The organism is Sphingomonas bacterium, from assembly GCF_903644135.1.
Taxonomy (GTDB): domain Bacteria; phylum Pseudomonadota; class Alphaproteobacteria; order Sphingomonadales; family Sphingomonadaceae; genus Sphingomonas.
In genome coordinates this window covers 1-14,913 of sequence record NZ_CAHJXA010000030.1, presented here as the reverse complement: position 1 = coordinate 14,913, position 14,913 = coordinate 1, and the positions used below count along the sequence as shown (strand labels likewise).

The 14,913-nt window shown below is 64.1% G+C and carries 13 protein-coding genes; 9 read left to right on the top strand and 4 right to left on the bottom strand.

The annotated features are described in order from the left end of the window. Nucleotides 1-124: 124 nt before the first annotated feature. Nucleotides 125-3,103 (bottom strand): Tn3 family transposase, encoded by a 2,979-nt coding sequence (locus HUU96_RS03240; protein WP_174291425.1) that lies wholly within the window; start codon nucleotides 3,101-3,103, stop codon nucleotides 125-127. 4 nt (nucleotides 3,104-3,107) lie between these two features. Then, a complete protein-coding gene (locus HUU96_RS03235; protein ID WP_174291424.1) occupies nucleotides 3,108-3,692 on the bottom strand; it encodes a recombinase family protein in 585 nt (194 codons plus the stop codon). A gap of 775 nt (nucleotides 3,693-4,467) precedes the next feature. On the opposite strand from HUU96_RS03235, the gene HUU96_RS03230 reads away from it, so the two are divergent. Genes HUU96_RS03230 through HUU96_RS03195 form a run of 8 tightly spaced genes read left to right on the top strand, consistent with a single transcriptional unit; the run spans nucleotide 4,468 to nucleotide 12,566 of the window. Then, nucleotides 4,468-6,510, top strand: a complete 2,043-nt coding sequence (locus tag HUU96_RS03230) for a TonB-dependent receptor (RefSeq protein WP_174291423.1) — start codon at nucleotides 4,468-4,470, stop codon at nucleotides 6,508-6,510. A gap of 13 nt (nucleotides 6,511-6,523) precedes the next feature. Next, nucleotides 6,524-7,168: a DUF7676 family protein gene (locus HUU96_RS03225; protein ID WP_254604932.1), complete on the top strand. Its 645-nt coding sequence runs from the start codon at nucleotides 6,524-6,526 to the stop codon at nucleotides 7,166-7,168. Beyond that, the gene (locus tag HUU96_RS03220) at nucleotides 7,165-7,971 is read left to right on the top strand and encodes a (2Fe-2S)-binding protein (RefSeq protein WP_174291422.1); all 807 of its coding nucleotides are present in this window, start codon (nucleotides 7,165-7,167) and stop codon (nucleotides 7,969-7,971) included. The genes HUU96_RS03225 and HUU96_RS03220 overlap by 4 nt, the downstream gene beginning before the upstream one ends. A gap of 17 nt (nucleotides 7,972-7,988) precedes the next feature. After that, on the top strand, nucleotides 7,989-8,966 hold the full coding sequence (locus HUU96_RS03215) for a DUF6925 family protein (RefSeq protein WP_254604930.1): 978 nt from the start codon (nucleotides 7,989-7,991) through the stop codon (nucleotides 8,964-8,966). A gap of 15 nt (nucleotides 8,967-8,981) precedes the next feature. Continuing rightward, nucleotides 8,982-9,992: a CDF family Co(II)/Ni(II) efflux transporter DmeF gene (dmeF, locus tag HUU96_RS03210; RefSeq protein WP_174291420.1), complete on the top strand. Its 1,011-nt coding sequence runs from the start codon at nucleotides 8,982-8,984 to the stop codon at nucleotides 9,990-9,992. Between the two features lie 2 nt (nucleotides 9,993-9,994). Next, the gene (locus HUU96_RS03205) at nucleotides 9,995-10,825 is read left to right on the top strand and encodes an ABC transporter substrate-binding protein (RefSeq protein WP_174291419.1); all 831 of its coding nucleotides are present in this window, start codon (nucleotides 9,995-9,997) and stop codon (nucleotides 10,823-10,825) included. After that, nucleotides 10,822-11,805 (top strand): FecCD family ABC transporter permease, encoded by a 984-nt coding sequence (locus HUU96_RS03200; protein WP_217430251.1) that lies wholly within the window; start codon nucleotides 10,822-10,824, stop codon nucleotides 11,803-11,805. The genes HUU96_RS03205 and HUU96_RS03200 overlap by 4 nt, the downstream gene beginning before the upstream one ends. Further along, nucleotides 11,802-12,566 (top strand): ABC transporter ATP-binding protein, encoded by a 765-nt coding sequence (locus tag HUU96_RS03195; RefSeq protein ID WP_174291418.1) that lies wholly within the window; start codon nucleotides 11,802-11,804, stop codon nucleotides 12,564-12,566. Before HUU96_RS03200 ends, HUU96_RS03195 begins: the two co-directional genes overlap by 4 nt. Before the next feature lie 487 nt (nucleotides 12,567-13,053). On the opposite strand, the gene HUU96_RS03190 is transcribed toward HUU96_RS03195, so the two are convergent. Further along, entirely contained in the window at nucleotides 13,054-13,431 is a 378-nt protein-coding gene (locus HUU96_RS03190) for a helix-turn-helix domain-containing protein (protein WP_174291417.1), read from the bottom strand. Nucleotides 13,432-13,458: 27 nt separating this feature from the next. On the opposite strand from HUU96_RS03190, the gene HUU96_RS03185 reads away from it, so the two are divergent. Beyond that, a complete protein-coding gene (locus HUU96_RS03185; protein ID WP_174291416.1) occupies nucleotides 13,459-14,283 on the top strand; it encodes a hypothetical protein in 825 nt (274 codons plus the stop codon). Between the two features lie 112 nt (nucleotides 14,284-14,395). Here HUU96_RS03185 and HUU96_RS03180 read toward each other — a convergent pair whose 3' ends face one another. Further along, nucleotides 14,396-14,902 carry a hypothetical protein gene (locus HUU96_RS03180; RefSeq protein WP_174291415.1) on the bottom strand — a complete coding sequence of 169 codons (507 nt, stop codon included), beginning with the start codon at nucleotides 14,900-14,902 and terminating at the stop codon, nucleotides 14,396-14,398. Nucleotides 14,903-14,913: the final 11 nt, after the last annotated feature.

Sequence of the window (14,913 nt, the reverse complement as noted above, 5' to 3'; positions counted from 1 at the left end):
GGCTTCGCCGCGAGCTTGCCAGGATGAAGGCGGAGCGTGTGGATCGGCGTGCAAAAGGGACCCCCTTGGCGGGGTGATCGGCGTCCAACAGGGGGTCGGTACATAGAACGGACCCAGATATACGCTAAGGTTTTGCCGGGCCTTTGACTGCGCGGGTCAGGCGGAGCGGCCTGAGCGCTTCCGATCGTGTATCGGGATCGGTCCAGAGATAATCGCCGGTGAGATTAATGTGCTGCCATCCGAGTGGGGAGAGATGTTGCAACAAGTCTGGCGGAATTGGACACCCCAGGTTGGCGAGATGCGTCCGTACCGCTTGCAAATAGGTGGTGTTCCACAAGACGATGGCGCCAGCCACAAGGTTGAGTGCGCTCGCCCGATGGCTTTGTGCTTGCAGCGCGTGATCCCGGATACGGCCGATCCGATGGAAGAAGATGGCGCGTTTCAGCGCATTTTCTGCCTCGCCCTTGTTTAGTTCGCGGGTGGCGCGACGACGCTGGTCGGGCTGCTCGATCCAGTCGAGGGTGAAAAGAGTGCGTTCGACGCGGCCGATCTCGCGCAATGCCAGTGCAAGACCGTTGGCGCGCGGATAGGAACCGAGCCGTTCCAGCATGATCGATGCGCTGACGACCCCGGTACGGATTGAGGTTCCCAGTCGCAGGACATCGTTCCAGTGCGCAGCGATCAAGCCTTCGTGGATCTTGCCAGCGACCAGCGGCGCGATATCAGGACCGGGTTCCATGCCTTCGAACAGGTGGAGACGGCGCGCGGCGATGTTCGGGATACGCGGTGCGAACCGAAATCCGAGCAAATGGCATAGCGCGAACACATGGTCGGAGACGCCTCCACCGTCGACATGATGCTCCTCAATACGCAGATCGGCTCCGTGATGGAGCAGGCCGTCCAGAACCTGCGCGGCCTCGCTTGCGGAGGCCGAGATGACCGTAGAGTGGAACGGCGCGTAGCGATCCGAAACATGGCTATAGAAGGAGACGGCGGGCTCGGCCCCCTTGTGCGGATTCACTGCGCCGGTTGCCTGGGCGCGGCGATCGAGCGGGAAGTTCTGACCGTCGGAACTGGACGAGGTGCCGGACCCGAAAAGGGTGGCGAGCGGCGCGGCGTGCTGGGCATCGGCTAGGCGTGCAAGAGCGCGCCCGTAGGTTTCTTCGCGTAGATGCCATGCCGCCAACCATCCGAGCTGCCGCTGGGTCACAACATTGCAGGCTTCCGCCATGCGTGTGTGACCGAGATTGGTCGCATCGGCGAGAACCGCGGTCAGGATCGCACGCGGCTCATCCGCTGCGCGCCCGCTTTGCAGATGCGTAAAACACTGGCTGAACCCGGTCCAACGATCCACTTCGGCCAAGAGATCGGTGATGCGGATCGACGGCAGATACGCGTAGAGGGGCGCAAGTGCGGTTTCCGCTTCTTCGGGCGTAACCGCCTTGAGCGGCGAAATCCGCAGCCTGCCCGCGCTGAGTTGCACATCTTCGAGCATGTCCATTTTCGCTTTGCCCGCAACTTCTGCCAATCGTCGGGCAAGACGTTCGCGTCGCTCCGTCAACCAGGTGGCGGCGGAATCTGGTGCTGGGATCGGCAAGGGACCTGCCGCGCGCATGGCAGCGAAGACGGGACCGGGAATAAGCTGTTGCTCGACCGCGCGATAGCGCCGACTTCCCTCGACCCACATGTCACCGGCGCGCAGCCGGTCGCGGAGCTCGACCAATACGCACAATTCATAGGTCCTGCGATCGGGAGTGGCGTTCCCAATCGTCCGACGCCATCCTTGCCGGATGAACCCCATAGGTGCGTCAGCCGGCAGTTTTCGCAGATCGCTGGAATGGAGGTCGCGCATGATCGAAACCGCTCGCGCGAGTGCATGACAGGCGGGCACCGCGCCGAATGTGAACGTGGCGATGAACGATGGCCCGACCTGTCGAAGAACAGGATAATTAGCGGCGGCAATCGTGGTGGGATCGACCGCGTCTGGACGGACAAGCCTACGGGCTTCGTCGACCTCACGTCCGAGATCTTCCCACCCGATCGCGGCCTCAACCGCCGCACCGATGTCGCCGCCCGACATCCTGGCGGCGAGCAGGGCATCGCCGAGCTGAGCGAACAGGCGGATTTTTCCGTTGATGGTGCGCCGGTCGCGCTTGAGCGCTGCATCCTCGCTGTTCTGCTCGCGCCGAAACATCTGGCCCAATAAGCGATCGAACATCAGCACCGCATCGTCGGTGAGGGTCACGACCGCTTCGAGGACTGTCGCCACCAGTGTGGCGCGGCGGCGCGCGGCTTGCAATGTTCGGACGTGCTGGGCGGTCAGTCGCGCTCCCTCCTGACACAGGCGGCGAAGGCGTTCGGGATGCACGCTTGCAGCGATGTCCGGATCGATGCCGATCGCCCGGAGGAGCATTAGCCGTTCGATGATGATGGCAAACGTCTTGCGACCGGGCTTGCCCGGTGGTTGCCGTACCCAACTCAGACCACTCAGGTTTGTGCCCGCTCGGAGCAGCAGGAGGGCATCGAGCAGATGGCATTGTGCACCGCTGAGACTTTGGGTCAGATGGTCGGCGACATGGCGTTCGGCATCGAGCAACGCCTTTGCGACCATCCGTTCGACAGAACTGATGCCTGGCACGATGATGCGCCGCCGTCGGCACTCGTCAAGTAGCACCCGCGCCAGCGTGGCACCGCTGGTTGTTGTCAGGGCGATCGGCAAAAGCCATTCCTGCAATGTCTTTCGCGGAGGTCTGCTGAGCGGGGTGAACCCGAATGCGTCGCGCAACGCATCGAGTTGTTCGTATCGGGTTGGTCCGCGCATCGCGTAATCGGTCAGCATTTCGGGCTCGACCTGCAACTGCTCGGCGACGAACGCCAGGGGGGCATGGGGGATCAGTTCACCGGGACGAAGCAGGCGTCCAGGATAACGTAGGGCGCAAAGCTGGATCGCGAAGCCCAGCCTATTGTGCGGTCGCCTCCGCCGCACGATGACAGCCAGATCGTCCTGGCTCAATGTCCAATGCTGGATAAGCAGGGTTTCGTCGGCCGGTAGCGCGAGCAACGCTGCGCGTTGTTCATCTGACAGGACAGCGCGCCGCGGCAACGGGTCAGGCCTTGGACGGTCCGACCCAACCGATCCGGGCTAGCGTGCCGAGCAGGGTTGAGCGCGGCACCTTGAAGGTTCGGCAGACAGAAGCCTTACTGGCCCCACCATCCAGAGCAGCCGTGATCCGTTCAAGGGTTTCACTGTCGATCATGGGGGGGCGGCCGCCCTGGCGTCCCCGGCGCTTCGCAGCCGCCAGTCCCGCCATCACCCGCTCGCGCGTCAACGCACGCTCATATTGCGCCAGCGCGCCAAACAGCGAGAACAGCAGTTCGCCGTGCGGCGTGTTCGTATCCATATGCTCGGTCAGCGAACGGAACGCGATACCGCGCGCCTTCAGGTCAGTGACGATCGCCAGCAGATGCGGCAACGAGCGCCCGAGGCGATCAAGTTTCCACACGATCAGCGTATCGCCCACGTTCAGATAATCGAGACAGGCCTTCAGGCCGGGGCGATCGTCGCGTGCTCCCGATGCTTTATCGGTATGTAGGTTTCGTGGGTCAACGCCCGCTGCGACCAGAGCGTCGCGTTGAAGATCGACGGTTTGGCGATCGTCGACCGATGACACTCGCATATATCCGACTAGCATGTACGACAAACCCCTGAAACCGTGTTGTCGTACACTACATCAAAGCGACAGGGTTTGTCGACTATTCAGGCGTAGGATTGCCGACCAAAGCCGAGGGATCGCCCAATGCTGTCCGAAAACATGTGTTTTCAGACAGGCACGGCGCGGCAGGTGTCGACCAACTTGAGATGCTTCAGGACTCCGGCTTGAAAGGCTGCTCTCGCCGCAACCCGCCAATCGCTTCATTGGGCGAACCGGCGACAGTTTGCTCCAACGGCCACCATCCGACCGCCCCGACATTTATCCCGAAAGCAGACGTACCTTCCTGAGCGGCGATCGACACGGCCGGTAGAAAACGAAATAGCACCTTGAGAGCGCAGGCATGGCGCTTCTGGCCATTTGTTTACGCCCATATTGAAGATCGCGTCAGCCAATGCGAAGCTCACCTGATGAACATCGTCGAATATGACATCGATCGGCCGCGATGCATGGCGCGCTATGCAGCCGGCTGAACGCGCAAAGTTGGTCGTGACGCCGAATGATTCCCGAAAATTACAGCCGCTTGAAACGTTACGCTCGGGGTTACTACGAGGATATCCTCAGCCACGAGGCCAAACGTAAGTCCGGCATTACAAGGCCGGCTGGAAGATGATCCGCGTCGCCGCAGGGTGGTGGAGAGGCTGCAGGTTAAACCTCTGCGCAACGTAACCACGCCGCCGAGATACCGTAAATAACCTTCCGCAGCGATTTCCCCAGCCTAGTCAGGCCTGACAGAAAATCGGGGGAGGTAGCGACTTTGGAAAACGTAAAGGGTGCACGGCGAGCTGCGCTTGCGGCGGGCGTGGCGCTGGCGGGGTTCTCCTACAATGCCGTGGCATCGGCTCAGTCGGCCGCAGCGGCGAGCCAAGTCGAGGTAGGCGCCACCGACGATGCAACACCCAAATCGGAGATCGTCGTCACCGCGACCCGGTCGGGCAAGGCGATCAATCGCGATCTGCTCGGCTCGTCGATCAGCGTTATCACCGGTCAGGCGATGGAGGATCGCCAGATCCGCATCGTGTCCGATGTGCTGCGCGATGTACCGGGCGTCGCGGTCAACCGGACCGGCGCAGTTGGCAATCTCACCCAAGTGCGCATTCGCGGTGCCGAGGGAAATCACGTCCTGGTGATCATCGACGGCATCAAGGCCAGCGACCCTTATCAAGGCGAATATGACTGGGGCACATTGCTCGCCGACGATGCCGCGCGGATCGAGGTACTGCGCGGGCAGCAGAGCTCGCTCTACGGATCGGACGCGATTGGTGGCGTAATCAACTACATCACATTGTCGGGGCGCGAAGCGCCCGGCGTGCGAGTCTCCGCCGAGGGCGGCTCGATGGGCACCTACCAGGGTTCGGCGCGCGTTGCCGGCGTGACTGGGGATCTTGATTACGCCCTTTCGGGATCGGCGCAGCACACCGATGGCTATGTCACCGCACCGGGCGGATCGCGCGATGTCGGCGCCAAGATGGCCGGCGCCTCGGGCAAGGTGAACTGGTCGCCCGCAAACAACTTCAAGGTCACCGCAGTCGGCCGCTACAGCTACACGCACGGCGACACCGATGATTTCGGAATCAATCCTAATGTGCCGACCGTATCGGGCCGCGCCGTCCAGGGTGCGGTCGACGCACCGGGAGAATATTATGTGAATCGTGCGGCCTATGGCCTGGTCCGCGCCGAGCTCAACAGCTTCGGCGATCTCATGACCACTGCCGCCTCCGCGCAGATCGCGGATACGAAGCGCAACAGCTATACCTCGGCCGGGTTCGATTATGGCGATAAGGGCCAGCGCCAGCGCTACTCGCTGGAAAACACGTTGCACCTTGGCACCGACGCGGTGAAACATCTGGTGACCGTCGCGCTCGATGCCGAGCGCGAGCAGTTCCGCAACACCACGCCGGGATCGTTCGTCGATCGCAGCCGGCATCTTGTCCACACGTATGGGCTGGTCGGCCAGTATAACCTCACCCTGAGCGATACCTTCGGGCTGGGCGCGTCGGTGCGCCACGACTGGAACGATCTGTTCAAGGACAACACTACCTGGCACGCGGACGCGAGCTATCTGTTTACCAGCGGGACACGGCTCCATGCCGCGGGTGGCAGCGGCGTCAAGAATCCCGGCGCGTTCGAGTTGTTCGGTTATTCAGACGGCAAATATATCGGCAATCCCAACCTGCGCGCCGAGAAATCAAAGGGCTGGGAAGTGGGCGTCGACCAGAAGTTTGCTGCCGGCAAGGTGCGGATCGGCGCGACCTATTTCGACAGTCGGCTCCACGATGAGATCTACACCGATTATCCGGCGCCCGCGTTCATCGCCACCTCGCTCAACCGAACCACCACCACGCACCAGCAGGGCGTCGAGACGTTCATCGAGGCGAGCCTCGGCGACTTCCGTGCCGACGCGAGCTACACGTACCTGCATGCGCCGCAGTTCCGCAGCGTGCTGGCGACGCCCACCGCCGTCTTCTCCACCCAGGTGTCGACGCAGGCCGTGCGCCGTCCGAAAGATATCGCCAGCCTCAACGTCACCTATGCGCCCACGGCACTGCCGCTTACCGCGACGCTGACGGTCCGCTATAATGGCAAGCAGAAGGACGTCGCCTACACCCCGAGCTATTCGGCCGTGTTTGCCGATCTCAAGGCGTACACGTTGGTCAATTTCGCGGGCACGTACAGTGTCAACCGGCATGTCCAGCTGTTCGCCCGCATCGAGAATCTACTCGATGAGAATTACCAGGAAGTGCTGGGGTACAGGACGCCCGGTCGCGCGGCTTATGGCGGCGTCAAATTGCGTTTCTAAGGTCCCCTCTGGCGTGATCCCTGACGCAGGGGATCACGCCTTTTTCATAAAGGCTTCGCAAACAGGCGCCGGGAGATGGGTGATGAATAGTCCACCGCTACCAATGATCGAGGAACGCGACGCTGACGGCAAGGTCAGGGCGCATCGCTGGGTACTGCCGACCGATCCGGTGTGGCTGACCGGCTTCCTCAGGGATATATTCAGCCGCTATTGGGACCGGCTGACGTTCGGCCCGATCCTCGACGGCGTCGCCTACGAATGGACCTGCCCGTGCCCGCCCGATCGATTCGGCGTGCATGACGGCTATCTTACAATCGGTTTTAGCGGGCCGCATTTCCATATGTGCATCGGCCCGGGGGTCATTCTCGACACGCCCGAGGGGCGCAAACGTATGCCGGGCGCCGCGAGCCTGTTCCGCTCGCTCGATCCGACCGGGGCACCAAACAGCTGGGGCTTCGAACTGCGCAACGGCGCCGCTGCGCCGATGATGTCGATATATTTCGACAATCCGTTCCTCGAAGGTCCCGACCAGATCGCTGATACCCCCGACTGGAACCGTCTGTCGATGTGGGACGACGTCATGGCCCGCTACGCCGGGGTCGGGGCCGATCCTCTCAATGCGACGAGTTGCGGCTTTCGCTGGGCCGACGCTGCGTGAACGCACCGCCGGCCATCGTTTCGCAGCGTGCTCTGTCGCTCGAGCAGGTGCGCGCGGTCGTCGCACCGCTGATCGGGCATTTGCGCGTCGAGACGATGCCGGCCGATCGGGACGGCTGGGTGGAACGTGCCGCGATGGGGAATCCCGAGACCGGACCGCTGGCCGAACTGTATGGCCGTTTCACCGCGGCGGGATTCGGTGCAAACGAACGCGCCACCGCCGCGTCTTTCATGCTGCGTCACGGCTGGGCGGCGGGGTTCACGATCGGCGCGTGGCTCGAATGCGGCGTGGTCGCGCAGATCGACGATTTCGCGCTCAAGTTTTCGCCGTTCACTTTGGTCGAGGCGCTGTGGATCCGCTCCGCGCACATTGCCGTGCCCGATGACATCGCCAGCGGGCGTCGGGCGGTGGCCGATGCGTTGCACGATTTCACCCAAGATCTGATCGCGCGTCAGCACGATTGGTCGCGCTTCTCGCGCCATGCCTTGTGGGCGATGGTCACTTCGTCGTGGGCGGCGCAGTTTGCGGCGATTGGCGAGCGGCTGGGGTGTCGCGCTGCGGCGGTCGAGGAAGGGCGGGTCATCCTCGGCTTCGATCCTGAAATCGCAGCGGCTTCGCCTGATGTTTACGAAGTTCACGGCGTGCACGGCAGCGAGATCTGCCAGCGTCGCGCCGCCTGCTGTCTCTATTTCAAAGGGCCGCGCCGGCATTTCTGCGCGAGTTGCCCGATCATTCCGGTCGAGGAGAGGCTCACCCGCAACCTCGCCTGGGCAGACCGTGACCGAACCGAAGGGAGTGCGTGATGGACGAAATGCCGCAGATGCTCGACACGATGATCGCCGATCCGCGTCACGGTTGGAGCATCGGTACATTTGGTGCGATCGGCGAGTTCGCGCGTGACGACGACGAACCGGCCGAAATCAGCCGCGATGGCGATACCCGCACCATCGTCACCGCGCGCGGTGGGATGCGCGTCAGGCTCGATCCCGCAATCCAGATCGTCGCCTACGATACGCTCGCGAGCGATGGCGAGACGTGGGGCCAGTCGGTCGCCTTCTGTTTGCCCGAGCCCGCGCAGATCGAACAGGGACGCGTAATCGCTCTCGGCCGCGACGATGCGCTGCGCGACTCCGACCGCGGCGCGTATCTGTTCGATCTCGGCGTCGGGCGCGGCCATGTCCGCTTCTGCGTCCGCACGCGTGACGAACCTCTGATCGTCGCGCTTGAGCGAGTAGAGGGTGAGAATCTATTCGGCGAAGCCGGGCGCGCGGTGATGCCCGAAATATTGCGAGCGCAGCCGCATCGCGTGCTGCAGTCGCCGATTGGGCGGGTCGAGGTGTATTCACGCATCCCCACGGGGGAAACCAGCAGTCCCGAAGGCCCGCACACGCATCTCCTTCCCAAGCTTCTCGCGGCGCGTCGCACTCATGCCGCGAACGCGCCGATACCCGACGGCCTGCAACCGGTACTGATGCTCCATCCGCGCTCACCTTGGCGCGACGGGCTCGGTCACCGCGTGCCGTTCGATGTGGAGCTGGACGATCTGTTCGAGGATCTGATGGCGCGCTTCGGGCTGCCACAGGATCTGGCGGTGCGCCTCTCGGTCGAGGAAGCGATCGAACAGGGCGTTGCGCCCGAACGCTTCGCCTGGCCTGAAACCCGCCGCGGTCGCGCCGAGGCGCGTATCACCCTGCGACGGCTGGCGCGCAGCGCAGGCGTTCCAGCGATCGAGGCGTGGCGCCAGCGCTATGATCGCGCGCCCGAGCCGACGACAGAGGATGAGCTCGCTCATGCGTGAACGGCAGGCCGAGCGATGAACGGCGACGTCTTGGTCGCCAAGCTTGAAAATCATCACGCGGAGACGCAGGCAGACGCACCTCCAAGCCACGATTTCCTCGGCGACCGCCACGATCGCCATGCGCGGCGTACTCGATGGGTCTTGCTACTTTGCGCGGCGATGATGGTCGTCGAACTGGTGGCAGGCGCCGTATTCCGATCGATGGCGCTGATCGCCGACGGACTGCATATGTCAACACATGCCGGCGTGATGTTCGTGGCCGCCGCCGCTTATCGATTCGCGCGGCAGCGTGCGCGCGATGCCTCTTTTTCGTTCGGGACGGGCAAGGTCGGTGATCTGGCAGCCTTTGGCAGCGCAGTTGCGCTGGGCTCGACGGCAGCTTTTATCTCAGTGGAGAGCATCGGCCGGTTACTCGCACCAGTGCCGATCGCGTTCGACGAGGCGATCGTCGTCGCTGTGCTCGGGCTAGGAATCAATCTTCTGTCGGTTTGGCTGCTCCACGACGACAATGACGGACACGATCATGGTCACGTCGATCATCATGCGCGCAACTATGATCATCATAGTGAAGATGAAGACGATCATCACCACGCTAGCGCTGGGCATCACGATCACAACATCCGGGCGGCCTATCTCCATGTGCTGTCCGATACCGCTGTCGGGCTGCTCGCAATCGCCGGCCTAGTGCTCGGCCGCTTATTCGGCTGGCTGTGGCTCGATCCGGTCATGGGGCTGGTCGGCGCCTTCGTGATCGCCCGCTGGGCGCTTGCGCTGGTGCGGGCGACCGCCTCGGTTCTGCTCGACCGCGTGCCCGACGCCGCGCTCGCTGAGCGCATCCGCCAACTGATCAAGCACGGTGGCGGGCGCATCGTCGATCTGCATGTCTGGCGGCTCGGGCCCGGCCACAACGGAGTGATCGCCTCGGTCAAGGGTCTGTCGGATGTGGTGGGGTGCCGCGCCCGACTGGCGGCGATCCCGACGATCAGCCACGTGACCGTAGAAGCCCTCGACGAGGCGAGGGTATGAGAATGGCCGGTCTACTGCTCGTGGTCTTCCTGCTGCTCGGCGCGGCGCCCTTGCCAAAGCCGCAGCGGATCATGTCGATCAATATGTGCAACGACCTCCCGCTGCTGATGCTCGTGCCGAAGGAGCGGATCGCTTCGATCACCTATCTCGCGCATGATGCGGTCAAAGCGCTGATGCCGGGCAAGGATGCGGGTATCGCGATCAACCACGGCGCGGCCGAGGAGATATTGCGCCAGAAGCCCGATCTCATCCTCGCGAGCCCCTACACGTCGCCTGCCGCACGGCGGCTCGCCCAACGCGTCGGCGCACCGATCGTCGAGATGGAGACCGCCAACAACTTCGAGGATATCCGTGCGCTGTTCCGCCACATGGGGCAGCTCGTCGGCGAACCGGTGCGCGCCGAGGCGCTGATCCGCGAGATGGATGCCGAGCTTGCGCGCCTCGACGCCGCTCGGCCACAGCGGCCCTTGCGCGTTGTCGCATGGAGCGGCAGCGGATCGGTGCCGGGCCGCGGAACGCTCACCAACGCGATCATCGCGGCGGCCGGCGCCGAAAATATTGCCGCCAAGAATGACGATGGTCACTATTCGGATTTCGGTCTGGAGGAATTGCTGATGCAGCGGCCGGACGCGGTAATGCAAGGCATTGCACTCTACGACCAGCCCTCGCTTCACCGCGGCAATGCGCGGCATCCCCTGATAGATCGGTTGTTCGCCGGTCGGCAGATCGATTATCCGGATGCGGCTTACACCTGCGGCCTGCCGCAATCTGCGCGTGCGGCGTCGCAACTGCGCGCGGCGCTCGGACGGATCAACGATCGAGGACGCTGGTGACGCGGATCGGCTGGTCCGCGCTCACGATCGTACTGCTGATCGCGGTCTCGCTGGCCTCGCTCGGCATCGGTCGGGTCTGGCTCGACCCGTCGGTGTTGATCGAGGGGCTGTTCGCGCCCAAGCCAAACCTCGGCTGGCTGATCCTCGCCGATCTCCGGCTGCCGCGTACTTTGCTCGGGCTGATGGTCGGGGCGACGCTCGGCCTATCGGGCGCGGTATTGCAGGGCCTGCTGCGGAACCCGCTGGCCGAACCAGGGACGTTGGGCGTCTCGGCCGGCGCCTCGCTGGGTGCGGTGATCGCTATCTATTTTGGGCTGTCGCACGTCTTTTCGCTGGCAGCGCCGGTGCTGGGGATCATCTTCGCCCTGGCGGTCGGGGCGTTGACCTTCACCGTCGGCAGAGGCGGCACACTGACCATGATCCTCGCCGGCGCGGCGGTTTCGGGATTGGCGGGGGCCGGGCTCAGCCTCGCGCTCAACTTTGCGCCGAGCCCTTATGCCGCCTATGAGATCACGACCTGGTTGATGGGGTCGCTCGCCGATCGTGACTCGGCGCAGCTGGCGCTGGCCGCGCCGTTCATGCTGATCGGCTGGCTCTGCCTTGCCGCCACCGCGCGTTCGCTCGACGCGCTGACGCTGGGCGAAACGCAGGCGCTCAGCCTGGGGATCGATCTTGGTCGCACGCGGCTGTTGGCGCTCATCGGCACGGCGATGGCGGTCGGTGCGGCAACTGCGACGACGGGCGCGATCGGGTTTATCGGGTTGGTCGCACCGCATCTCGTCCGACCGTTCGTTGGCCACCAGCCCAGCCGGGTGTTGCTGCCGTCGGCCTTGTTCGGGGCCATCCTGCTGGTTGCGGCCGATGTTGGCACGCGGCTGATTCCCACCTCTCAGGAGCTCAAGCTCGGTGTGCTAACGAGTATTGTCGGAACTCCCTTCTTCTTCTGGCTCGTCCTCAAGCTGCGGCGCACCTCGCCATGACTGACATCGTGGCCGAGCACGTCACCGTGCGCCGCGGCGGTCGGCCGATCGTCGATTCGGTGTCGTTGGCGATCGAGTCTGGCTTCGTCGCGGTGATCGGGCCGAATGGCGCCGGCAAATCGACCCTGCTGTCCTGCCTCGCGGGGTTGCTGGTCCCCGACACCGGTGCGATCACCCTGGATGGCCAGCCGATGAGCGCCATTCCCGCCCGCCAGCTTGCCCGCCGCCGCGCCTATCTGCCACAGTCGCCGCGCGCCGAATGGCCTGTGTCGGTCGAGCGACTGGTCGCGCTGGGGCTGATGCCGCAACTGCCGATGTTCGGTGGGCTGCCAGTGGATGTCGACGAACGGGTCAAACGTGTTCTAACCGATGCCGATCTGCTCGACCGCCGCGAACAGCCGGCGACCACCTTGTCCGGCGGCGAACTCGCGCGGGCCATGCTAGCCCGCGCGCTGATCGGCGAGCCGGATCTCCTGATAGCCGACGAGCCTTTGGCTGGGCTCGATCCGCGGCACGCGATCGATGGCGCCACCCGACTGCGACGCCTTGCAGACCACGGCATGCTCGTCGTCGTCTCACTGCACGATCTGACGCTGACCGCGCGGCATGCCACGCACGTTGCAGTGATACGGGAGGGGCGAATGATCGCCTTTGGGCCGGTCGCCGCAACGCTGGATGCGGCGTTGATTCATGCCGCCTTCGACGTGAGAGCCGATGTTATCGCAGCAGGCAGCTTGCGGGCGATTGTCGACTTTTTCTGAGCTTTTGTCGCGTGGTCCGGGCTTGATCAGCCGAAAGGTCTTGCAAGAGCCGCATGGGCTGACTTGAGCCGGGGCTGAAGGCTACGGCTCGGCAGGAGAAAGGCTCATTGTCTCACGGGCATACTCGGCCGCCCGTCCCGCGAACGGCTATAATTGGTTGAAAGCCGATGTCGCGTACGCTCGATATCGATCCGCAGCGAAAATTTATGCGTGCAACCCTATAGAGCGCGTCCGGTAACTGGTCTTGAACGGCGTCGTTCCTGCGGTCACTCGGCACAAGCATTAAGCCAACTAGCGAGGGCCATTGTAAGCGGGCAGCTATTGGGCGCCTCGGTGCGGATAGCTCATGTACGCGGGCCTTTTCTGCACATTGTTTTCCGAACCGGTTGATAAACATTGGCCGGCGGCAACGGCCGGCTCCGGCCAACCAGTACGCCGATGTTCAGAAAACGGGTGTTTCCCGACATCTGGGCAGGGCTGTCGGCGCTTAGCGTATATCTGGGCCCGTTCTATGTACCGACCCCAGCACGCGGGCGAGCGCCTGGCATCGCTCCGGCAGCAACTTCATGCCCACGTCGATGCTGACTGCGGCGATCTCCTGCGTCAGTCGATCCAGCCGGTCCCAATCGACCGGACCGTAGTAGGAGCGGGGAACGGTATCCTCACCGAGCGCCAGCCACTCTACGTCGACATCATGGGTCAGCCGCAGCCGGACGAGCGCCGCGACCGGCGGCTCGGCACCGCCCAGCTCCCAGCTGACCAGAGCGCGCTTGGAATAGCCCAGCGCGGCCGCAAATGCCTCCTGCCCGAGCCCGGCGCGCAGCCGCACCGCCTTGATCCGCTCGCCGATGGTAGACGCAGTCACGGTTTGCCCATTGCATAAAGATGCGCGATGAAGCCGGTAGGAGTCCGGGTCGAGGTGCTCGAGCGCGTCAACGCGACGCGCGAGGGTGCCAGGCTGATCAAGGGGTACCAGCCCGGCCGGGTGGTCGAGTTCCGCACCGACCTGCCGGTTCAGGGGTTCCGACGTGGGGAGCGCGGTACGGTGGTGGACGTCGAAGACGGCCGCGTGCGGCTCGCGATGCGGGACGGGGCCGAGAAGGTTTTCCGGCCCGACCGCCTTCCACGGAACCTACGCCAAGACGCCGTGTCCATCCATCAGGTCAAGCCGATCGAATTGCACGCCGGCGACCGCATTCGCTGGACCGATACCGACCGGGAGCGCGGGCTGAACAATGCCGACCTGGCGCGGGTGGAGGAGGTGGGTAGGGACCGCCTGGTGGTATCGTCGCTCGCCGACGGAACGATCCACACGCTGGTGACGGGCGACCGCATGGCCGAGCGGCTCGACCTCTCCTACGCGATCAACGTCCACGTCGCGCAGGGCGTCACCGCCGACCACGGCATCGTCGCGCTGCGCTCGTCGGAGCGCAGGCAACTGAGCGAACGGTCGTTCCTCGTCGCGCTGACCCGCATTGCCGACAAGGTGGCGCTGATCGTGGACGATGGCCGCAAGGTCGAGCGTGGCGTGGCACGAAATGCCGGTGACAAGGCGTCGGCAGTGAAGATTGTACAACATGGTGTGTCGTTAGCGCGGACATTGGAGGCGAGCGAGGGTGGGCCATTGTCTCGTCTTGTTCCGGAGCGACAGTTGGAGATGGACGGTCCAGTCATGGGTGGATTGGAACGCGCGCGCGAGTTCGATATCGGAATGTAGTGGCACCCGAGGTCGAGTGCGCGTAGCCTTGACCAGCTGTTGCCGCGCACCGCTTGAAGCCGGTAACCTTCAACATGGAAAGGCAATGCTGCACGCGAAGCTGCGTCAGCAATCAATCAGCCTCGCCGTGCCGGATTTTGAAGCCCTCGATGCCGACCCTGTCGCCGCACGAGCTGAGCGCCGAACCGGGCAGAGGCGAACTGGTGATGCAAACGGAGACGCTGCCGCTGGCATCTGGTTCGATCGGGCAAAGAAAGGCGCGCCGCTCATCCGGCGCGAGGTTGCCCGTAACCGTGCCGATGGTGACTGAACAGCCGATGCGATGAGGCGCGACCAATCGGACCGCGAGGGTTAGTGAACTTGTCACCGCCTCAAGCGACAGCGCGAAAGCAAGCCGGCCGCCCCCTTCCGCGACGCGGCAGCCCCATGCTTCGGACGCGAGCCAGCCACGGCCGGCGCGAAATCCCTCGCCGTTCTCGACCGGAACCTCGAGGCGGGTCGTCGTCGAGCGGCCGATCGGGTGGAAGCGGTCGAGGCTCGCGATCGGCGGCCTGCTCCCGCGCCGCGCTTCCGGCCGTGCGCCCAGCCTAGCCGCCGCGGCGCACAGCTCGGCCGCCACCGTTGCCCAAG

What these genes read in the sequence shown, in the direction of transcription:
- HUU96_RS03215 (WP_254604930.1), top strand. Translation starts at nt 7,989, where the DNA reads ATGCTCGACACGATGATCGCCGATCCGCGTCACGGTTGGAGCATCGGT.
- HUU96_RS03195 (WP_174291418.1), top strand. Translation starts at nt 11,802, where the DNA reads ATGACTGACATCGTGGCCGAGCACGTCACCGTGCGCCGCGGCGGTCGG.
- HUU96_RS03205 (WP_174291419.1), top strand. Translation starts at nt 9,995, where the DNA reads ATGGCCGGTCTACTGCTCGTGGTCTTCCTGCTGCTCGGCGCGGCGCCC.
- dmeF (WP_174291420.1), top strand. Translation starts at nt 8,982, where the DNA reads ATGAACGGCGACGTCTTGGTCGCCAAGCTTGAAAATCATCACGCGGAG.
- HUU96_RS03235 (WP_174291424.1), bottom strand. Translation starts at nt 3,692, where the DNA reads ATGCTAGTCGGATATATGCGAGTGTCATCGGTCGACGATCGCCAAACC.
- HUU96_RS03185 (WP_174291416.1), top strand. Translation starts at nt 13,459, where the DNA reads ATGAAGCCGGTAGGAGTCCGGGTCGAGGTGCTCGAGCGCGTCAACGCG.